This window comes from Flavobacterium sp. RSP46 (assembly GCF_003984825.1).
In the GTDB taxonomy this organism is placed as follows: Bacteria; Bacteroidota; Bacteroidia; order Flavobacteriales; family Flavobacteriaceae; genus Flavobacterium.
Map to the genome: position 1 here is coordinate 486812 of NZ_RYDM01000001.1, position 23496 is coordinate 510307.

Here is a 23496-nt window from a genome sequence, read left to right on the forward strand (position 1 = left end):
AATAATTTATATATGTTTGAAGATATTATTAAAAAATTATATGATGAATTTAACAGTTAAAGCATTGGTGTTCATGTTCTTAGTTAGTGCTGTGGTTTGTGGTCAAGCCCAATCAGACGAGTGGCACTTATATGCTAATTCCAGAGAGAATTATTTTGGAGTTGCCATGGCCAATGGTCAAATAGGAATCGTTACTAACGACACACCTCTCAAAACAAAAGAAATTATCCTGAATGGTGTGTATGACGGAAGTCCTGAAAATGGGATCAGCAGAATAGTACGCGGAATCGAGTTTTTAAATCTGCATTTGAATATCAATAAGCAAGAAATCAAATCAGACAATATCGATAATTGGAGTCAAGTGGTTTCAATGAAAGAAGGAATGAGTACCACTTCCTTTTCGTTTAAAGATTTGGCCACAATTAATTACACGATTTTGGCTAATAGAGCTGTTCCTTTTTCAGCGATGGCAATTGTCGAAATTACTCCTATTAAGGATATAGAAATTACCGCTAACAATTACATGGTTGTTCCTGATGAACTGAAAGAGGCAAAAAGTCAGTTTCGGGTCTTAAAGGATAATCAGTATTTAATGCCGGTTTTTGGTACTACAGCTAAAACGCTAACCGGTAAATATACAGTGGCCGCTTCAACAACTTTTCTTTTTGATGATGAAAGCGAAACCTTAAAACAAACCGGAAATGAAGTTGGGTTTACTAAAAAATTGATCAAAGGCAAAAAATACCGTTTTGCGGTTGCAGGAGGAATTTGCACTTCCAAGGATGTTACGGATCCTTTGAACGAATCCGAAAGACAACCTATTTATGCCCTTCAGGAAGGAATTGATAAATTATTGAACCGTCACAAACAAGCTTGGGCCGAATTATGGAAAACGGGTGACATACAAATTGAAGGCGATCTGGATGCGCAACAACGGGTGCGTTTTGCATTGTATAACTTGTATTCTTATATACGTCCAGGAACCAGACAAAGTATTGCGCCTATGGGGTTGTCGTCTCAAGGCTATAACGGACATATTTTTTGGGATACGGAACTTTGGATGTATCCAACGCTCTTGGCACTGCAACCTGATATGGCAAAATCATGTTTGGATTATCGCTCAGATCGTTTGCAAAAAGCAAAACAAAAAGCCTTTATTTATGGGTACAAAGGAGCAATGTATCCTTGGGAATCTGATGATACAGGAGAAGAAGCAACACCAACTTGGGCCTTGACAGGTATTTTTGAACAGCACATCACAGCAGATGTTTCGATAGCTTTTTGGAATTATTACGCCTATACACAAGACACTTCTTGGTTGAAAAAAGAATGGGCGGTTCTTAAAGAAACAGCCGATTTCTGGGTTAGCAGAGTAGTTAAAAATCAAGACGGAAGTTTTTCTATTTTGAATGTAGTTGGTGCCGATGAGTATGCGCAACATGTAGATGACAATGCTTTTACCAATGCATCAGCGATCGAGTCTTTGAAAAATACGATTAAAGCAGCGACACTTTTAAATGAGCCGATCAATCCAGAATGGATAGCAGTATCAGAGAAATTAGTGATTCATAAAAAGGATGGGATTACTCAAAATTATAAAGGATATCAAGGACAAATGATCAAACAGGCAGATGTCAACTTATTAGCATATCCTTTGCATACAATCACTGACAAAGAACAAATAAAAAGAGATTTGGAATATTACGCCGAAAAAATTGATAAAAAAGATGGTCCAGCTATGGCTTCCGGAGTTTTATCGGTTCTATATGCTCGATTGGGAGATAGAGATAAAGCCTATAGTTATTTTGTGAAATCGTATTTACCTAACAGTCGGCCTCCTTTTGGCGTATTTTCGGAATCAGCCAATAGTAATAACCCTTATTTTGCTACTGGAGCCGGAGCAATGCTTCAAGCCGTTATTTATGGTTTTGGCGGAGTGGAACAAACGGATATGGGATTGAAATACAACAAGGGACTGCTGCCAAAACAATGGAAATCACTTAAGATTATTGGACTGGGAGTGGATAATAAAACAATTGTTGTCAAATAATACAGTAACCCGTTTGGTGTAATTACACCCAACGGGTTACTTTAAATAATTTTGCCGCGAATATACAAGCAATCTATTTTGAAGATTGTTATAGTATTCGTGGTTTTTTTGTTTTTAGAAGCCATTGGGTTTTATTCAATTTAAATTTTCGACAGAAAAAGCTGCATGATTGCTTTTACTATTTTAGGACTGATTATTTAGATAAAATAAATAGGATGAAGTGATAAATGGTTTAATTATGTAATTTATTCCGAATATGCAATTGATTTGAAGTGAAAAAGCCACTAAATTATAATAATATGTTTTTTAGTCTTTTTTTTTTATATTTAGTATAATTTTAGTATTAAATTTTTAAAGGATTAATTTTAAAATCGAAAACGTTTTCGGCGTAACGAAAACGTTATAGTTTAGTAGTATCTTAATATTATCATAAATTTATAATTATGTTTGATGTTAGTATTTAAACAAACCAATAAAAAAAATTATTAACCAACTTATTTATTACGTATGAAAAATAGTCTAATTAAAGGCTTGATGGTGTTTCTAACGATGCTGTGTACAAGCTTGACTTATTCGCAAGATGTGTCTGGTACAGTATCTGATGGCAGCGGTCCGCTTCCAGGGGCTTCTGTCTTAGTTAAAGGAACAACAAATGGAGCGCAAACTGATTTCGATGGAAAATTTACGATCAAAAATGTAGGCTCAAATGCAGTTTTAGTATTCAGTTACATTGGTCTTAAATCTCAAGAGGTAAATGTAGCAGGTAAGAGCACTATTAGTGTAGTCTTAAAAGAAGATTCTGCAGAACTGAACGAAGTAATCGTCATTGGTTACGGAACGGTTAAAAAGAAAGATGCAACTGGAGCAGTAGACATCATTACTTCTGAAGATTTTGATAATATAGCGGCAACATCGCCTGCGGAATTATTAAGAGGAAAAGTATCTGGAGTTCAGGTAACGCAATCTAGTGGAGAGCCAGGTGCAGGAGTTTCTATCAGAATTAGAGGGAATTCATCTATACGATCCGGGAACGGACCATTAATCGTTATTGATGGAGTTCCGCTTGACGGAGGAAACGTTTCTTCCGGAGGTTCTGAAATTGCTGATTTAGGGGCTTCCTCGGCTAAAAATCCATTAAATTTTGTGAATCAAAATGATATCGAGAGTATGAGTATCTTAAAAGACGCCTCTTCTACGGCTATTTATGGTTCTCGTGGTGCGAATGGTGTTATTGTTATCACAACTAAAAAGGGGAAATCAAAAATCCCTCAGTTATCGTACAATACATCTGTTAGTTTTAGTAAAATGTCAGGTGATTTTAAGTTACTTAACGGGGATGAATTTGTTGCTGCTGGTGGGACAGACAGAGGATCTAGGTCTTACAATTGGGAAGATGCTATTTTGCGTGGTGGTTTTTCTAATAATCATGATATTGCATTTAGTAGTTCAACGGACAACTCAAATACCAGACTTTCATTTGGAGCCAATGTCACAGATGGAATTGTGAAAAATACTGGGATTGATAAATATACAGCATCTTTCGCAAACACGAATGAATTTTTCAATAAAGCCTTAAAAGTAGAATCAAGATTGTTGTATGCTGCAATAAAGGATGAAACAACTTTATTAAGTAATAATGCGGGCTTTATAGGAAATTTAATTGGTAGTGCCCTTTACTGGAACCCGACTTTGCCAATTTATCAGGCCAATGGAGATTATACTTTTGTTGGGAATGATTATTTAAATCCGGTGCAGTTATTAAATGCCTATAAAGATTACACAAATACGAACAAGATATTAGGAAATATTAATGCTACGTTAAAGATAACGAATCATTTAAAATATCAAATTTTATTCGGTATTGAAACGTCAACATCAATAAGAAAAAGACAAATAGCTCCTACAATCCAAATTAATAGTCAAGATCTTGTAAAAAGTGATGCTGCTAATGGTGGTATTACCAAAAGAGGTTTTGCTGAAATTGCGGATTTAACTAAATTTAATAAAACATTAGAACATACACTTACATATACTAATGATTTTAGTGATAATTTATCTGTAAATGGATTAGTAGGCTATTCCTATTATTCCTATGATGTAGATGGTAGTAGTGCAAGAGGTCATGGGTATGTTAAAGAACAAACAAATTTAATAGACAATATTCAAGGCGGTATTCAAGCGGAATTTAGAGCGTCGTCTTTTAGAAATAAAACGGAATTACAATCGTACTTTGCAAGAGCTGAATTTGTTGTGTATAAAGATTTGATTCTTACTGGTACAGTTCGTGCTGACGGATCCACTAAACTGGGTGCAGATAATAAATGGGGTTATTTCCCCTCCGTAGGTGCAGCGTACAAATTGATAAGCAGTAAAGACGGTGCGGTGAATGACTTTAAAATTAGAGGAAATTATGGTATCACCGGAAATCAGGAATTTGCTGTGAATTCTGCGGTTTCGAAAGCCAATTATGGAAATGGTGGTTCGCCAAATACCATATCTGGAGCCAATAATTTATTGCGTTGGGAAACAACTACCTCTTATGGTATAGGGACTGATTTTACCTTCTTGAAAAATCGCTTAACAGGTTCCTTAGATTATTTTAACAGAGATACTAAGGATTTAATTGCTCCTGTACCGCAAGCTACCGCTCAACCAGGACCTGGATCGAACAGAAGTGTTAACTTGCCTGGGAATTTAATTAACAAAGGTTTTGAAGCTGCTTTGAGTTATAAAGTTATTGATTCAGAGGACATGGCCTGGGATATTTCAGGGAATGTAGCTTTCTTAGACAATGAAATTAAAAACTTTGGTTCAGTGTCCTTATTAGCAGGTGGAATCAATGGTCAAGGTTTGTCTGGGGCTAATGCTGAAATCATCAAAGATGGTTACCCATTATACACTTATTTTTTATATGATTTCCGTGGGTATGACGCTTCAGGTAATTCAATATATGCTGCAGCTGATGGATCTGATACAGGTTTAGGTAATGCAGATAAAAAATTATTAGATAAACAACCGTTACCAAAAATAAATTTAGGATTCTCTACTAATTTTTCTTATAAAGGATTTGATGTAGGAGCTTCTTTTTATGGTGCTTTTGGTCATTATTTATATAATAACACGGCTAATGCTTATTTCTTTAAAGGAGCATTAATCGGAGGAAGAAACGTAACTCCCGAGGCAGCAGCTACTCCTCAGGTTCAGTCAGATCCAAACTCACCATCGACAAAATATTTAGAAAGTGGTGATTTCTTAAGAATGGGGAATTTAACAGTAGGGTATACTATTAAAGGAGATGTTTTAGAAAAATTAAAAATTAAATCAGCGCGTTTCTTTGTAAGTGGACAAAACTTGTTCGTTATCACTGGATATTCTGGATTTGACCCGGAAGTAGATACTGATAAAGCTTTAAATGGAGTGCCTTCTGCAGGTATGGATTATTTATCCTATCCAAGAGAAAAAAGTATTGCTATTGGACTTAATGTAACATTTTAATTAACAAAAAATGAAAAGAATAAATATTATAAAAAGCATCTTTTTTATAGGTACAATTGCATGCGGAGTGAGTTGTACAAATTTAGAAGAAGAAGTATTAGACGGGTATGTCACTGCTGATGGCGCTGGTGGTAATGTAAATACAGGAAATTTTTTACAATCTGCTTATGAAGGATTAAGAGGTTTTCAGGACCAAGACAAAATGTTTACCATGAACGAAATGTCTGGTGATGGATTGGTAGGACCTACCAGAGGAGGAGACTGGGATGATAATGCGAAATGGAGACAATTTCACGTTCATACTTGGGGATCGGACAATGTTGAAATTAGAAATGCATGGAATTCATTGTTGACAAATGTTTACAATTGTAATTTGGTTATTAATAACACGGCAACTGCACAACAAAAGACGCAAGCTCGTTTTTTAAGAGCCTTTTATTATTATAACGTAATTGATTTATTTGGACAGGCACCTTATAGAGAGGTAGGGTCTCTTATTACAGAAAGCCCAAAATTCTATTCTAGAAAAGAAGCTACGGCATTTGTTATTACTGAATTAGAAGCTGTTTTGGCAGATTTGCCAGCACGTGTTGCCAATGACGCAAGTATTGCAAATAAAGATGCCGGTAATTTTCTATTAGCAAAACTATATTTGAATAAAGCAGTTTTTAATGCGGATAACGCCTCAGGTCCTTATACTTTTGATGCCGCTGACATGAATAAAGTTATCACTCATGTTAATGCGATAAACAGTTCATTAGTATCAGAATACTGGAGTAATTTTGCACCGACAAACAATACATCAGGAGAGATTTTATTTTCTTCTAAAAATGTACTTGGTACAGGTGGAGGAATTCAGTCCAGATGGAGAATGAGTATGCACTACAATCAAACTCCAGATGGTTGGAATGGTTTTGCTACGGTAGCAGAATATTACAATAGGTTTGATGCTGCGGATGATCGCAGACAACATACTTCCTCTTCGATCATTGCTAATTTTGGTAATCCAATTGGGTTTCAAGCGGGTCAAATGTTCGCTCCGGGAGGGGTAACGCCTTTAAAAGATAGAACTGGTAGACCTTTGTTTTATACTTCAGCAGTTACAATGATTACAAGTGGAGCTACCTTAGAAACCGCGGGTATACGTACTCAAAAATACGAGCCAGACAATGCTAATTTAGGAAATCCTGCTAACGATTATGTTTTAATGCGTTATTCTGATGCCTTGTTGATGAAAGCTGAAGCTGCCTTAAGAGGTGGTACAGGTGGAGCAGCAACAGCTAAAGTAATAATCGATCAAATAAAGATTAGAGCCAAATTGACGGCAAGTGCAAGTGCAGCAACTTTAGATGCCGTTTACTTAGAAAGAGGGAAAGAATTATGGTATGAAGGTTGGAGAAGAAATGATATGATCCGTTTTGGTAAATTTTTAGCTCCAAGAGAGTTGAAACCAACTACTTCAGATAGTAAATACGCATTATATCCAATTCCAGCGGATGCATTGTTTAATCCTAATGTAGTTCAAAACCCAGGCTACTAAAAAGTTATTTAAAATCAATTATTTTTGAGTTAGTTATAAAGAGGGTATTTAGTACCCTCTTTATTTTTTACATAATGCAGCAAAATGTGTTTTAATTTAATCTTGAGTTCTTAATCAATGTTAAAAGTAGTCTTCAAATAATTATAGAAATAAGGAACGTTTTTTTAACTGTAAAGCCTCTATTTTATCTATTTTTAATTTTTTTATATAATGTTTATTATATAAATTAGGCATTTCTAATTACCTAATCAAATAGTTTGTAAATATGTTTAATCGTATTTTTTTATTTATTCCTTTAATAATTATTTTTTCTAACTGTTCTAAAGATAACCCTGGAAACAACGATACTTTGTTCTCTAAATTAGATGCCTCCCAAACCGGAATTAATTTTATCAATGAAGTGAAGAATGGTTCGGATATGAACATATTCAAGTACAGGAATTTTTATAATGGTGGTGGTGTCGCTATTGGTGATATCAATAATGATGGTCTATCAGATGTGTATTTTACTTCAAATCTGGGCGATAATAAACTCTACTTAAATAAAGGAAATTTTAAATTTGAAGATATTTCTAAAAAAGCCAGAATCGAAGGAACTAAAACCTGGTCAACTGGTGTCGTGATGGTCGATATCAATGCTGATGGGTTTCTGGATATTTATGTCTGTAATGCCGGAAACAGCATGGGTGACTTGCAACAAAACGAACTTTTTATTAATAATGGTGACAATACTTTCACGGAAAAGGCAGCTGAATACAATCTTGCGGATACGGGCATAACAACTCATGCCGCTTTTTTTGATTACGATAAAGATGGCGATCTAGATGTTTATATTCTAAATAATAGTTTTATACCGGTAAGTAGTCTTAATTATTCTAACAAAAGAGATTTAAGAGACAAAGACTGGGATGTGGCTGAAATCCTAAAAGGAGGAGGCGATAAATTAATGCGCAATGACAACGGAAAATTTGTTGATGTCAGTAAAGAAGCAGGTATTTATGGAAGTCTGATTGGCTTTGGTTTGGGCGTTACCGTAGGAGATGTAAACGGAGATTTGTATCCGGATATTTATATTTCTAATGATTTTTATGAAAGAGATTATTTATACATAAACAATAAAAACGGAACCTTTACCGAACAAATTCAGGGATGGACGTCTCATATCAGTCAATCTTCTATGGGTGCTGACATGGCCGATGTAAACAATGACGGGAAAGCCGATATTTTTGTAACCGATATGTTACCGGAACCGGACGAACGCTTAAAAACGACTACTAATTTTGAAAATTATGATTTATTTACCCGAAAAGTAAATCTCGATTTTTATACGCAATATATGCAGAACACCCTGCAAATTAATAATGGGAATAATCAATTTCTTGAAATAGCAAATCATGCTGGCGTTGCTAAAACGGATTGGAGTTGGGGCGCATTATTATTTGATATGGATAACGACGGATACAAAGATATTTATGTTTGTAACGGAATTTATAACGATTTAACCAATCAGGATTTTGTAGATTTCTTTGCCAACGAATTCATGCAGAAAATGGTCGTTACGGGCAAAAAAGAAGAAATTCAAACCATTATCAGTAAAATGCCAAGCACTCCAATACCTAATTATGCCTTCAAGAATAACAAAAATCTGACCTTTACGAATGAAGCTTTGAAATGGGGATTAGATACACCAAGTTTTTCTAATGGGGCAGCGTACGGCGATTTAGATAACGATGGAGACCTCGATTTAATTGTCAATAACGTTAATATGGAGGCTTTTATTTATCGAAATAATTCCGAAAAAAACAAAAATAATCATTTCATAAAAGTAAAACTAAAAGGCGGAGGACAAAATACATTTGCGGTAGGAAGTGTCGTGGAGTTGTTCTCAGGCAAAGAAATTCTCAGACAAGAATTAATTCCTTCCAGAGGATTTCAGTCTTCGGTAGATTATGTGATGACTTTTGGAATAGGTACCAAAAAAATTGACTCTTTGCAGGTAATTTGGACAAATGGAAAGTTTGAAATGATTAAAAAAGTGGTAAATAATACCACGATGAATTTAAATATTGCGACAGCTAAATTGGATTATGTTCCAAAAAACAAGGTGCTCAAGCCATTGTTTTCTGAAAAGGAAGCACCGTTTTTAGCCCACAAAGAAAATAATTATGTCGATTTTGATCATGAAGGATTAATTTCTAAAATGCTTTCACAAGAAGGACCTGCACTTGCGGTGGCTGATATTAACGGTGACGGAAATGAAGATGTTTTTATTGGCGGAGCCAAAGGACAAGCCGGAAAAATATATGTGAACAAAGGAAATGGTAATTTCACTCTTTTGGCTCAAAAAGACTTGGAGTCAGATGCCGGTTTTGAAGATACTGCCGCTAGTTTTTTTGATGCCAATAATGATGGACACGTCGATTTATTAGTTGGTTCAGGAGGAAATGAGAAATCAGATCAGGCCAATTATAAAAACCGCTTGTATTTGAATGATGGAAACGGATTTTTTGTAAAAAGCAAAACCAATATCCCAACAACGAACAATAATGTTTCCGTAATTGCACCCTGTGATTTTGATGATGATGGTGATATTGATGTGTTTATTGGAAGCCGAAGTGTTCCTGGCGTATATGGTATAGATCCAAAACATCTACTATTAGAAAACGACGGAAAAGGTAATTTTGTGAATGTAACAGATAAAAAAGCTTTCAAAATAAATACGGTGGGAATGATAACCGATGCCGTTTGGGAAGATATTGATAACGATGCTAAAAAAGATTTAATTCTGGTTGGTGATTGGACTGCACCAATGATTTTCAAAAACACAGGAAGACGATTGACAGCATACAAAACGAACCTCAGTGGATACACTGGTTTTTGGAATGCTGTGGCTTGTGTTGACCTAAATAAAGATGGAAAAAAAGATTTAATTCTGGGCAATAGAGGGACCAATATGCCTTATAAACCAACCAAAGGAAATCCGTTGAAATTATTTACCAATGATTTTGACAACAACGGAACCATTGAGCAAATAGCCACCCGATCCGTTAATGGAAAGGATTTGCCAATCCATTTAAAACAAGAATTAGCAAGGCAAATTCCTTCTATAAAGAAGAAAAATTTAAGTTATGCCGATTATTCTAAGAAAACGTTTCAGGAACTTTTCACTCCGGAGATCGTCACTAATTCTATTCAGAAAACCGTTGCTATTCAAGAAACCGTGATTGCCATTAATAAAGGCAATGGAAAATTTGAAATACAAATGCTTCCAAAAGAAGTGCAGTTCTCCAGCGTAAACACTATTTGTGTGATGGATGTAAATAATGACGGAATACTAGACCTGATCTTAGGAGGAAATCAATATGAATTTAAACCTCAGTTTTCCAGATTAGATGCTAATTTTGGGAGTGTCCTCTTAGGAAATAAAAAAGGCACTTTCTCATGGACTCCTTATGATAAATCTGGTTTTTTCATAAAAGGCGAAGTAAAACAACTTACGGTGATCAAAGACAAAAACAATACGATTTCAATACTAGCCGTTGTAAATGATAATACCCCTAAACTATTTAGACCCAATGAATAATTTTATTAGAATAGGACTCGCATCACTTCTATTTATGGGGTGTTCCAAAAAAGAAGGGCAGTTGTTTGAAAAATTGTCTTCGGAGGAAAGTAATGTTACATTCAATAATCAATTATTAGAGTCCAAAAACATTTCCATTTTAGATTACCTTTATTACTATAATGGCGGTGGTGTAGCGCTTGGCGACGTCAATAACGATGGTTTGGTCGATATCTATTTTACTTCTAATCAAGGTAAAAATAAATTGTACCTGAATAAAGGCAACAATAAATTTGAAGATATTTCCGCTAAAGCTGGAGTAGAGGGGCAAAGTGATTGGAATGCCGGAACGGTGATGGCCGATGTAAATGGTGACGGATATTTAGATATTTACGTATGTGCCGTAGTAGGAATTAATGGTTTCGAGGGACAGAATGAACTGTTTATCAATAATAAAGACAATACATTTACCGAAAGTGCGGCTGAATACGGATTAGATCTTGATAATTACAGCTCTTCGGCAGCATTTTTTGATTATGATCTGGACGGGGATTTAGACATGTATTTGTTGAATCATGCGGTTCACTCCGAATTGTCTTTTGGAAATGCCGCTACAAGAAATAAAAGAAGTTACGAATGCGGGGATAAATTATTCCGCAATGACAATGGAAAATTTGTAGATGTTAGCGAGCAGGCAGGAATTTTTGGAGGTGCCAATGGCTATGGTTTAGGATTAGCCGTTTCTGATTTTAATTTAGATGGGTATCCGGATATTTATGTGGGAAATGATTTTCATGAAGATGATTATTATTATCTGAATAACGGAGACGGAACTTTTACGGAAAGCTTAAAACAGTACTTTGGACACACTAGCAGGTTCTCTATGGGGCTGGATGTCGCGGATGTGAACCATGATGGTTTCCCTGATATCTTCAGCCTTGATATGCTTCCTGAAGATGAAAAAGTATTAAAATCTTCCTTGGGAGATGATAATCCTCAAATGCTAAAAATGAGAACCGAAAAATTAGGCTATCATTATCAGTATGCCAGGAATATGTTGCAATTAAACCAAGCCGGTAATCATTTTACAGAAACGGCTTTATTAAGTGGACTTTCCGCTACGGACTGGAGCTGGAGTACCTTGTTTGGCGATTATGACCAAGATGGGGAGCAGGATATTTTTGTTTTTAATGGTATTCCTAAACGACCTAATGATTTAGATTATGTCAAATATTATTCAAATGATCAGATCAAGAGTAAAATTAGTACTACCAAGTTATTGGACAAAGAGGCGTTGAAGCGAATGCCAAAAGGAAATGTAACAAATTATATTTTTCAAGGATCTTCTGATTTGCATTATAAAAACAGATCAGCAGATTGGATAGAAAACGACTCTATTATTTCAAACGGAAGTGGTTATGCCGATATTGATAATGATGGTGATTTAGACGTGATTACTAATAATACAAATAGTATCGCTACCGTCTACATTAATAAAACGGACGGAAAAGCAAACTACCTGAAATTGAAATTGCGGTTTATAGGAAAAAACACCTTTGGGATTGGAGCCAAAGTGATTTCCTATGCCAAAGGAAAAAAACAATTCAAAGAACTGCAAACTACCAGAGGATTTCAGTCCTCATCAGAGCCAATAATTCATTTTGGATACGGAAAAACGACTAAAATAGATTCCTTAGTGGTAATTTGGCCGGATAAAACCTATCAAACTCTGAAGAATTTAAAAACGAATCAAACCCTCACTGTAAAAGCAAAGACAAACAGAAAAGCGTTTGATTACAGGAAATTACACCCTGCTGTTTTGCCCATTTTCAAAAAGGTGGAAACAGGATTGGGTATTGATTTTATACATAAGGAAAATGATTATATTGATTTCTTAGTTCAAAAACTGATTCCATATCAACGTTCTGACCGCGGTCCGGCTACTGCAGTAGGGGATTTAAATGGAGATGGAAAAGAGGATGTCTTCTTTGGTGGTTCCAAAGATAAAAAAGCGACAATCTACTTTCAAAATCAAAATGGATTTACCAAGAAAGGTTTTGCTGCCATCGAAAAGGATTCTGTTTATGAAGATGCTTCAGCAGTGATCGGGGATTTCAATGCAGATAAAAGGAATGATTTAGTAGTGGTTTCTGGTGGGGGCGAAAATGCATCCAATCTGGAAGACCGGCTATATCTAAGCAAAGACAATCAATTTCTAAAAGCAACCTTGCCTAAGCTGGCTCAAAACGCATCCGTTGTCAAGGCTTTTGATTACGACAAAGATGGTGATTTAGATATTTTTGTAGCCAATAATTCCGTAAATAATAGATTTGGAAGTATGCCCGATTGTTATTTATTGAACAACAATAAAGGCGTATTCACTATTGTTCAAAACAAAACTTTTGAAAAAATAGGAATGGTTACGGATGTCATTTTTACAGACTTCAATAAAGACGGTCAAACAGATTTAATTGTGGTAGGTGAATGGATGAAGCCTACTTTTTTTGCGAATAAAAACGGTAAATTCACGGATGTGACAACAACTGTTTTTCCTGAAAAAAGCAATGGACTATGGCAGTCAATACTTTCTTTTGATATTGATCAGGACGGTGACGAAGATTATTTGGTTGGTAATTGGGGAATGAATTCTAAATTTAAAGCCTCGCAGGAATTTCCAATGAAAATGTATTACGGAGATTTTGATGCGAACGGATCTTTTGAAACTATTGTGGCAATAGAAAAAAACGCAAAATATTACACCACTTTAGGTCTGGACGAATTAGTAGAGCAATTCAGTGGCATGCTAAAAAAGAAGTTCAATAGTTACAAATCATTTGCAGGAAAAACTCTCGAAGAAGTTTTTGATCCAAAAATGCTTGCGACAGGAAAATTATTTGAAGTTCATAATTTAAAATCCGGTTATTTAAAAAACGATAAGGAAACCTTTACTTTTGTCCCTTTTTCGAATAAAATGCAAGTAGCGCCTATCACCAGTTTTGTGAAATCTAATTTTGATTCAGATGCTAGGGAAGAAGTTTTTGCTGCGGGAAATTATTTTGGCGTTGCTCCATACCACAGTAGATTTGATGGGTTTTCCGGTGCTTTGATCAAGAACGAAAAAACAATCCTGCTAGGACATCAAATTGGAATTGATCTGACTCAAAAAGCAGTTAAGCATCTGGGGATTATCAATTTTAAAGGCAAAAGATATTTACTAATTACCATCAATAATAAAAAGGCAGAGCTGTACGAAATGCCTTCAGCTAAGAACTAATTTAATAAAAAAAACACACTTAAACCTAGTAAAATGAACTCTAAAATTTATCTTTTAGGACTTATAATGCTCTTTTTGACCTCTTGTGGCAAAGAGATGCCAATTAAAGTATCATCAGCTGATTTTTGTGCTGCAGTTGATACAGTAACAGGAATTATGGTTCATGACATATTTTCGCCGCCAGTAGCGAGTAGAATTTATGTTTATCCCAATGTTGCCGCTTACGAGATTATGGCACAAAACAGCACGAAATACGAAAGTTTACAAGGGCAGTTAAAAGGTCTGGATTCTATTCCTAAACTAGATCCTAAAAGTGGAGTGAATAAAAATTTGGCGGCGCTTATTGCCCATATTGAAGTGAGTAAAGAATTGATTTTTTCTGAGGAAGCTATAGAAAAATATAGAGATAGTTTGTATGAAAAATGGAGCGCTGAAAATCAAAAAGAATTTGATGTTTCCAAAGCGTACGCTTTAAGAGTGGTAGACAGAATAAAAATGTGGATGGGGAAAGATAATTATAAACAAACGCGTACTTTTTCTAAGTTTTCAGTGTATGCAGATCAACCCGGTCGATGGCAGCCAACGCCACCCTCTTATATGGATGGTGTGGAGCCGCATTGGGGCGAAATAAGAACTTTAGTTATGGATTCAGCCTCTCAATTTAAAGCCATCCCACCTTATCCTTATTCTACGGATAAAAATTCTGCTTTTTATAAAGAGGCAAAAGAAACCTATGATGTCGGAAATTTAATTTCTGAAAAATTAATTGAAGTCGAAAAAAATCCAAGCAAACCAATTCCTGAGGAATCGGCTATAGCTTCCTTTTGGGATTGTAATCCCTATGCTACAGTCATACAGGGACACATGATGTTTGCAAAGAAGAAAAATACACCGGATGCACATTGGATTAATATCACTAAAATAGCCTTAAAAAAATCGAAATCAGATTTTGAAACTACTGTTTTTGCTTACACTATAACATCTATCGGAATTTTTGAGAGCTTCATTAGTTGTTGGGATGAAAAGTATAGGAGTAATGTTGTGCGTCCTGAAACGTATATCAATCAAAACATAGATGAAAACTGGAGACCACAATTACAAACACCTCCTTTTCCGGAATATGTAAGTGGACACTCTGTGGTTTCGTCGTGTTCGGCAATTATTCTAACCTCGATTTTTGGAGATAATTTTAGTTATATCGATGACTCAGAAGTTTCTTTTGGGTTGCCTAAAAGACCTTTTAAATCATTCAAGCAAGCTGCGGCAGAAGCTTCAATAAGTAGGTTGTATGGAGGAATTCATTACAGAGCCGCTATTGAGAATGGTGTTGTACAAGGCAATAATATAGGACATTACATTAATAATACATTAAAAATGAGTAAAAAATAATGACAGTTAGAAAAAAAAGTATAGTAGTATTAAGCGTTGTGTTGTCCTTGTTTTTAGTTTGGTATTTTTTTCTAAAGCAGGCCGATTATTGTATTTCTTTTAAAGTAAAAGCTGCTACAGGAACCGTATTTCAAGGGATTCAGGAATGGTCGATCCTTCAATTGGAAAATGAAAAAGAAAATTACACTATTCTCGAAAAAAGAAATTTTGATTTTATCAAACAAGAAATGAAAAAAGGAGCTGCCCAAATGGAATATACTTGGGATATTAAGTTTGTAAACGATTCAGTTACAAAAGTAAGTGTTGGAATACACGATTTGAATCATAGTTGGTACAATAAAATAACCGTTCCTTTTTTTAATACGAGTTTCAAAGAGGATCAAATCAAGAAAATAACGAATTTTAAAAATGGTTTAACAGAACATCTAAAAAATTTCAAGGTCAGAATTGACGGGGAAGGTTCCTCCGAAGAAACATTTGTGGCCTATATTAGTTTAAAAAGTGTTTTACAGGAAAAAGCACAAAATATGATTGCGAATGACGCTGTAATTACCGGATTTTTATTTCAAAACAAAATAGAAATAGTTGGAAAGCCGTATGTAGAAATTACAAAATGGGATTTGGATAAAGAAATAATCGATTTTAATTATTGTTTTCCAATTAATAAAAAGACAAAAGTCATTGAAAATGAAGTGGTTAAATTTAAAACCTTACCTGCACGCAAAGGATTAAAAGCGACTTACTATGGTAATTTCAGAACTTCAGACAGAGGTTGGTTTGCCTTGATTGATTATGCAAAAAATCACAACCTTAAATTAGAAAATACCGTTTTGGAACATTACATGGACAATCCTTTTAATGGGGGTGTAGAATCAGAATGGGAAACAAAAATCATCATTCCTTTTGCTTCAAAATAAAGGTTGATTGTCGTTGATTTAAAATAATCGAAAACGTTTTCGGGTCTTCCGAAAACGTTTTTGTTTTTAATCTGTTTTTAATTGGCAATATTAAAATTATTTTTAGATAAAATTAACAAATCAACCAACCAAAATGAGCTTTAAAGTAAAATTAAAATTTTGGCAGATAATCAATATGAATGTTGGTTTTTTCGGCATACAATACAGTTTTGGCTTGCAACAAAGTGCCGTAAATCCTATTTATGATTTTTTACATGCAAGTCCGGATCAAATTCCTATTTTAAATCTTGCCGGACCCTTAACGGGCTTATTGATTCAACCCATTATTGGCGCGATGAGTGATAAAACGTGGCATCCAAGGTGGGGAAGGCGCAAACCGTACTTTTTTATCGGAGCCATAATTTGTAGTATCGCCTTATTTCTATTCCCATTTAGCAGTTCCTTATGGATGGCTGCAGGTTTGCTTTGGATTCTGGATGTTGGTAACAATACTGCTATGGAACCGTATCGGGCTTTTATTGCGGATACGCTGGATGAAGAACAACAACCAACAGGTTTCCAGGCGCAAAGTTTTTTTACTGGTTTCGGACAGTTTCTGGCTTATATTTCCCTTTTTCTGTTTCCAATTATTTTTGTAGGATATACAGGATCGCTACCAACGTGGATTTATGCCTCCTTTTTTTTAGGAGCAATTCTTTCAGTAACTTCCATTTGGTGGAGTATGGGTAAAACTACAGAAATCCCGCCAACAGCAGAAGAATTAGCTATCTTAAAAGCAGAACCTCTAAATATTTTTTCGCCTTTTATCGATATTTATAAAGCAGTTTTAGAAATGCCAACGGTCATGTGGCAACTGTTTCTGGTGTATTTGTTTCAATGGTATGCCATGATGTGCTATTGGCAAAATAATTCGAAAAGTATTGCTTTGTCCGTGTGGAATGTAACTCCGATGAATACAATGGGCTATGAAAAAGCGGTAGAATGGAACGGATTAATTGGTGCTTTTGGATTTATAGTTACTTTTTCAATTGCCTTTTATTTGGCAATATTAGCTAAAAAATACGGTGCAAAAATGATTCATTTTGTCTGTCTTTTATTTGGAGCCGTTTCTTTTTTATGGTTTCCAATGGTGCAAAATCAATACATATTTTTTGCAGTAATTATTGGTTACGGAATTGCTTGGGCCAGTATGATGGGAATACCATATTTGATGGTCGTTGCTGTTATTCCAAAAGAGCGCTATGGAGTGTACATGGGTATTATTAATATGATGATTGTTATTCCAATGATTATCCAAAATCTCTCTTTTGGTTATATTTTAAAGAATTTCTTAGATAATGATGCTCGCCAAGCCATTACTTTTGCTGGGGTTCTGATGCTAATCGGTGCTTTTTGTACTCTTTTGATTAAAAGTAAAAATGTTTCAAGACAATAATATGAACAGTGATTTGAATTATACAAAAGCAATGGAGTTGCTTGAGAAAGTGTCTTCTTCTGAAGGATTTCTAGCCAGTGCTCAAAATATTTCCAACTATAAAAGAGTCTGGGCCCGAGATGGAGTGATTTGTGGATTGGCGGCTTTGGCCTCGGGAGATAAAAAATTGATCGAAACATTCCGTAACACATTAGAAACATTAGCTAGTAATCAACATCAAAATGGCACTATTCCGTCTAACGTGATGACAATTGGCGAGCAAGCTGAGGTTAGTTATGGCGGATTGGCAGGAAGAGTCGACGCCGTGACTTGGTTTGTAATTGGGATCTGCCAATATGCGTATTATACAAAGGACATTACTTTTGTAGCAAAATACGATACTGAAATTGAAAAGTGTTTTGCGCTCCTGGAATCCTGGGAATTTAACAATAAAGGCCTTTTGTATGTGCCATTATCAGGAAATTGGGCGGATGAATATATTACGGACGGCTATGTTTTGTACGATCAATTACTCCGAATTTGGGCCTTAAAAAGTTACAATCATTTTGCACATGACGAGGATATTACCGTAAAGATTGAAACAATAACAGCGCAACTAGAAATTAATTTCACTCCAAATTCAGTTGGTGAAAAATACCACGAACGTGCATATAATGAATTGAACTTCCAAAAATACATGCCGTGTTCTTTTTCACCGGCTGGTTACAAAACACAGTTTGATGCTTTTGCAAATTCGCTGGCTTTGTACTTAAACATTGGTTCCGAAGATTTTCAAAATTCAATTTTAGAATATTCAATTGCACTCAAAAACGAAATGAAATTGCAGTTGTTACCTGCTTTTTGGCCACCAATACAAGAAACTGATTTAGACTGGAATTTGCTTAAAAACAATTGCAAATACGAGTTCAGAAATTACCCTAATGAGTTTCATAACGGTGGAAGTTGGTCCATGGTCAATGGCTTTTATGGTCTGGCTTTGCTTTCGAAAGGAAATAATAAGGAAGCAGAGGCGCTTTTAACGGCTATAAATGAAGCCAACGCTATTGAAAATTTTAGTTTCTACGAAAATTTTAATAGCGAAACCAAAGAGCCAAACGGCGTTCCTTTTTGCGCTTGGAGTGGCGCAGCAACGGTGCTGTTGCACCAAAGTGTACATACAAATTTTAAATTTTTAGTTTAAGTGAAAAAGTCAATAGACATATTATGTGCAGGCGAAGTTTTGATTGATTTTATTGGTCATGAAATGAATACGTCTATAAATAGAACCAAAGATTACCATCGTTTTCTGGGCGGTTCGCCAACAAATTTGGCCGTAAATGCTGCGCGTTTGGGTCTGAAATCAGTATTAGTGGCCACCTGTGGAGAAGATGGTTTAGGCGAATATATTGTTCGAAAGTTAAAAGCAAATCATGTCATTACGTCACAAATTAGAATATCAGAAAGTCATCCGACGTCTGTAATATTTGTTTCAAAATCGACAAGTACGCCGGATTTTATTCCGTACAGAGAAGCAGATTGTCAGATTGAGCAAAGTCAAATACCGAATGATTTACTGGAAAGTGCTAAAATTTTCCATACGACTTGTTTTGCTTTAAGCAAAAATCCAGCTCGGACCACTATTGTGGAAAGTGCCAAACGAGCGAAAGCATTAGGATTACAAACGAGTATTGATATTAATTTTTCGGAGAGAATTTGGCCTGATCGGGAAGAGGCAAGTGAGGTTTTAAAGGATTATTTGTCAACAAATCCTTTGGTAAAATTAAGCGAAGATGACTGTTACCGTCTTTTTACGGAAGAAAAAACCGAAAATTTTATTTTTGATTATTTTCATAGCTTGGGCGCTTCAACGATTTGTTTGACAAAAGGGAAAGATGGCGTAGTATTGTCTAATGTTGACTATGGAAGGTTTCATCAAAAAGCATTGCCGGTAGAAGATATTAAAGACACCACAGGAGCAGGAGACGCTTTCTGGACGGGTTTTTTATATGCACAATTGTTGAATAAAAACTTTGAAGAAACAATAACTATTGCACAGAAACTGGCAGTATTGAAACTTCAGAATGTAGGCAGATTGCCAGAAGGAATAGATATTCAGGAATATTTAATTTCCGATTTGTAATGTCTTCGAATAAAAATTAATTGTTATAATAGGTAAAACATGAAAAAAAGCACTATAAAATTAGCCATGTATCTCAACTACTTTGTATTTGCAATTCTGCTGAACAGCGTGGGAATTGTGATATTAAAGGCGCAAAAAAATTATGGTGTAGATGAATTTCAAGCCAGTGTTTTGGAAGCATACAAGGATTTGCCCATTGCTATAGTTTCGTTTTTAATCGCTTCGTTTTTACCCAGAATTGGATATAAGAAAGCTATGCTTATTGGTTTGGCTTTGGTTTCAGCAGCTTGCGTCAGTATGTATTATGGAAATTCTTTTGGAACGGCCAAATTGCTTTTTGCTACCGTGGGCGTTTCTTTTGCATTGATAAAAGTATCGGTGTATTCACTTATTGGAACCATAACAACCAATCAACACGAACACAATAGTTTGATGAGTAGCATTGAAGGCGTGTTTATGATAGGAATTGCATTAGCGTATTTCTTGTTTCCGGCTTTTAATTCAGATGCGAATCCAGATGCTTGGTTGAACGTGTATTGGTTATTGGCCGGTATTTCGTTATTGTCTTTTGGTTTTTTATTTTTTACTAAATTCGAAAATAAAATTGAAATTCCGGGCGTTGATCTAGCTGATGACTTCAAACAAATGTTCAAATTATTTGCGAAACTGTTAACCATCGTTTTTGTAATCAGCGCATTCCTATTTGTAATGATTGAGCAGGGAATTATGTCTTGGTTGCCTACTTTCAATAATAAGGTGTTGCATCTTCCGGAGAATATCAGTATCATGATGGCGAGTATTTTGGCTATTTCATTGGCTGTAGGCCGACTTGTTGCTGGGGTGATTACTAAAAGAGTCAATTGGATTTGGGTACTCAGTTTTTGTATTATAGCAGCTATGCTCATTGTGATTTTTGTACTTCCTAAAACAGTTGGATTGAATGTCAAAGAAATCAATTCATTAAGCGATATTCCTTTGATAGGATTTGCATTTCCGTTAGTAGGACTTTTTATTGCACCGATTTATCCGCTTTTAAATTCAGTAGTTTTAAGTGCCTTGCCAAAAAAATTACACAGTTCTATGACTGGTTTAATTGTGGTTTTCTCTGCACTTGGTGGCACTTTGGGCTCTAGAGTTATTGGTTACTTATTTAAAAATGAAGGGCCTGAAAACGCCTTTTATTACACTTTAATTCCAATGTCATTACTGCTTGTTTCTTTCTTTATTTTAAAAAAACTTACCGCTAAACAATGAAATTCATACTCAACATAGACAAAGTATTCCAGGAACTATTGCTTCAAGAGGATACAGATCAGGATAAAAAAATTACGAAAGACGACAATGGGCCTAAAAAATTTGTTTTGGTTGACGAAAACACCAAACAGGAAGTGGCTATCATAGGTACATATCATTTGTCCAATTTATTACAGGAATTAGCGCAGCTTAAGGAAGCGAATTCAGTATTGGGTGAAGTCGATTTGAGTCGCATTCAAGAGAATCCAGTTCACCGAATTTCAAGAAAAATCAAGGATGATTATTGGGAGGAACTGACTCGTACCATTGATAAAAAAGGGTTGAAACAAATTATTGAAGATGAAAAAACGTCCAGTGATGTGGCAACACTTTATGTTGCTGCCAAAGACAAAACGGGAGTTGCTTATTTTCAAGAATTAGAAAAAGAATTGCCAAATTTTAAAGTTGAAATTCTGCCTGAGAATTATTCGGTGGAATATGTGGAAACTTTAAATGAAAAACCAGGAATTCTGGCTTTGGCTTTGGAACAAAAAATATACAGTCTGCAAGGTGTGCCTTTTGTTGTTCCTGGTGGAAGATTCAACGAAATGTATGGTTGGGACAGCTATTTTATTGGCGTTGGCTTGTTAATAGATGGTCAATTAGACAAAGCAATCGCAATTGCTGAAAATTTTAAATACCAAATTATACAGTATGGTAAAATTCTGAATGCGAATAGAAGTTATTATTTGACCAGAACACAACCGCCTTTGTATTCTTCTTTGCTAATCGAAATTGCAAAAAAGAAAACACCAAGTGTAGACTGGTTAACAAGTCATTTGGAAACGGTCATTTTGGAGTACAATACAGTTTGGATGGTGCAAGGAAATCGCTTGACCCCAACAGGTTTAAACAGGTATAAAGCCGATGGGATTGGAATGCCATTTGAAGTAGAACCGGGGCATTTTGATGATGTTTTAGAGCCGTATGCTAAAAAATACAATTTACCTATTCGAGAATTTGAAAAACAATATTTACAGCGAACGCTTGTTGATGACGAACTGGACATTTATTTTGTTCATGATCGAAGCATGAGAGAAAGCGGGCATGATACAACAAACCGCCTGATAAATACGTGTACTAATTTGAATTCAGTAGATGTCAATAGTTTTCTTTACAAATATGAAAAAGATGTCGCTTACTTGATAAAAGAATATTTTAGTAATGCTTTTCAAAGTGGCGAGATCCTTTACACTTCAGAAGAATGGGAGCAAAAAGCACTTTCCCGTAAAGATAAAATGAATGAATTGTGCTGGAACGAGGACGCAGGTATGTATTTTGATTATGATTTTGTGAGCCATAAGCAGTTCCCGTTTGAAGCGGCGACAACATTTTTTCCTTTGTGGGCTGGGTTATGTGATGAAAATCAGGCCAAAAAATTAGTGGAAATTGCTTTGCCGCAATTTGTGAAAACAGGTGGAATTACAGGAAGCACTAAGGCTAGTATTGCTAATGCTTCAAAAGAGGTACCGCAACGACAATGGGATTATCCTTTTGGTTGGGCGCCGCACCAAATGTTGCTGTGGGAAGGATTGATTAACTATAATTATCTAGATAAAGCACAAGAAATGGTGTACCGATGGTTGTGGTTGATTACTAGAAATGCAGTGGATTATAATGGAACAATCCCGGAAAAATTTGATTTGGAAATCAGTTCCCATAAAGTTTTTGCCGAATATGGTAATGTAGGGACTGAATTTGATTACATCGCAAAGGAAGGTTTCGGCTGGGTGAATGCGTCCTATCAATATGGATTACAAATTTTGAATGAAGAATTAAAAGCTAAATTAGGAGCGTTGGTTTCTCCTGATGCTATATTTTAGAGCTTAAAAAAAAGTTTTTGTTGTTTGAATGCATATTTTTTTTAACTTTATGATTCACTAAATGAATCAATTATGACAGTTAATCAAATTTTAAGTACTAAAGGGAAGGAAGTGTATTCCATACTTTCCACTAACACTGTTTACGAAGCATTGTCAGTGATGAGTGAAAAAAACATCGGAGCAATTCTTATTATTGAAGATACGATTTTGAAAGGTGTGCTGTCTGAAAGAGATTATGCTCGGAAAATTGTTCTGAAAGCAAAATCTTCAAAAAAAGCCTTTGTTTATGAAATCATGGAGACGGATGTGGTTACAGTAAGTCCATCGGATAATTTGGAGTACTGCATGGAGTTGATGAGTGCCAAAAGAGTGCGTCACCTGCCCGTTTTGGAAAATGAAATTGTAATTGGAATTATCTCAATAAGTGATGTGGTAAAGGCTATAATCGAGATCCAAAAAGAGACTATTCAACATTTAAACTCCTACATTACCCAATAAAAAAGATTCAAAAAAATAATAATTATTTAAAGCTGCATTACGTGTAGCTTTTTTTTTGGAATCAAATCAGACCTTTTTATGCAAAAGAATGGGAGAAAAGT

The 23496-nt window shown here is 35.3% G+C and carries 13 protein-coding genes; all 13 read left to right on the forward strand.

Going from position 1 to position 23496, the window contains the following annotated elements:
* The first annotated feature begins 43 nt into the window (after positions 1-43).
* The 13 genes from EKM01_RS02155 (at position 44) to EKM01_RS02215 (ending at position 23395) form a co-directional block, all read left to right on the forward strand.
* A complete protein-coding gene (locus EKM01_RS02155; RefSeq protein ID WP_126766598.1) occupies positions 44-2050 on the forward strand; it encodes a glycoside hydrolase family 65 protein in 2007 nt (668 codons plus the stop codon).
* Between the two features lie 507 nt (positions 2051-2557).
* The gene (locus EKM01_RS02160) at positions 2558-5545 is read left to right on the forward strand and encodes a SusC/RagA family TonB-linked outer membrane protein (RefSeq protein WP_233589281.1); all 2988 of its coding nucleotides are present in this window, start codon (positions 2558-2560) and stop codon (positions 5543-5545) included.
* Between the two features lie 10 nt (positions 5546-5555).
* Positions 5556-7085: a RagB/SusD family nutrient uptake outer membrane protein gene (locus EKM01_RS02165; RefSeq protein WP_126766601.1), complete on the forward strand. Its 1530-nt coding sequence runs from the start codon at positions 5556-5558 to the stop codon at positions 7083-7085.
* A gap of 265 nt (positions 7086-7350) precedes the next feature.
* The gene (locus tag EKM01_RS02170) at positions 7351-10668 is read left to right on the forward strand and encodes a VCBS repeat-containing protein (protein ID WP_126563413.1); all 3318 of its coding nucleotides are present in this window, start codon (positions 7351-7353) and stop codon (positions 10666-10668) included.
* A complete protein-coding gene (locus tag EKM01_RS02175; protein ID WP_126766604.1) occupies positions 10661-13921 on the forward strand; it encodes a VCBS repeat-containing protein in 3261 nt (1086 codons plus the stop codon). The genes EKM01_RS02170 and EKM01_RS02175 overlap by 8 nt, the downstream gene beginning before the upstream one ends.
* Before the next feature lie 33 nt (positions 13922-13954).
* Positions 13955-15310, forward strand: coding sequence for a vanadium-dependent haloperoxidase (locus tag EKM01_RS02180; RefSeq protein WP_126454194.1), 1356 nt, complete (start codon positions 13955-13957; stop codon positions 15308-15310).
* On the forward strand, positions 15310-16227 hold the full coding sequence (locus EKM01_RS02185; protein ID WP_126563411.1) for a hypothetical protein: 918 nt from the start codon (positions 15310-15312) through the stop codon (positions 16225-16227). Before EKM01_RS02180 ends, EKM01_RS02185 begins: the two co-directional genes overlap by 1 nt.
* A gap of 133 nt (positions 16228-16360) precedes the next feature.
* A complete protein-coding gene (locus EKM01_RS02190) occupies positions 16361-17662 on the forward strand; it encodes an MFS transporter (protein ID WP_126563410.1) in 1302 nt (433 codons plus the stop codon).
* Positions 17646-18842 (forward strand): glycoside hydrolase 100 family protein, encoded by a 1197-nt coding sequence (locus EKM01_RS02195; RefSeq protein ID WP_233584048.1) that lies wholly within the window; start codon positions 17646-17648, stop codon positions 18840-18842. Before EKM01_RS02190 ends, EKM01_RS02195 begins: the two co-directional genes overlap by 17 nt.
* The gene (locus EKM01_RS02200) at positions 18843-19781 is read left to right on the forward strand and encodes a carbohydrate kinase family protein (protein ID WP_126562619.1); all 939 of its coding nucleotides are present in this window, start codon (positions 18843-18845) and stop codon (positions 19779-19781) included. It abuts the gene before it with no gap.
* A 39-nt stretch (positions 19782-19820) separates the two neighbouring features.
* Positions 19821-21035 carry a sugar MFS transporter gene (locus tag EKM01_RS02205; RefSeq protein ID WP_126562617.1) on the forward strand — a complete coding sequence of 405 codons (1215 nt, stop codon included), beginning with the start codon at positions 19821-19823 and terminating at the stop codon, positions 21033-21035.
* Positions 21032-22897 carry a trehalase family glycosidase gene (locus EKM01_RS02210; protein WP_126576547.1) on the forward strand — a complete coding sequence of 622 codons (1866 nt, stop codon included), beginning with the start codon at positions 21032-21034 and terminating at the stop codon, positions 22895-22897. The genes EKM01_RS02205 and EKM01_RS02210 overlap by 4 nt, the downstream gene beginning before the upstream one ends.
* Positions 22898-22969: 72 nt before the next feature.
* On the forward strand, positions 22970-23395 hold the full coding sequence (locus EKM01_RS02215) for a CBS domain-containing protein (protein WP_126458474.1): 426 nt from the start codon (positions 22970-22972) through the stop codon (positions 23393-23395).
* Positions 23396-23496: the final 101 nt, after the last annotated feature.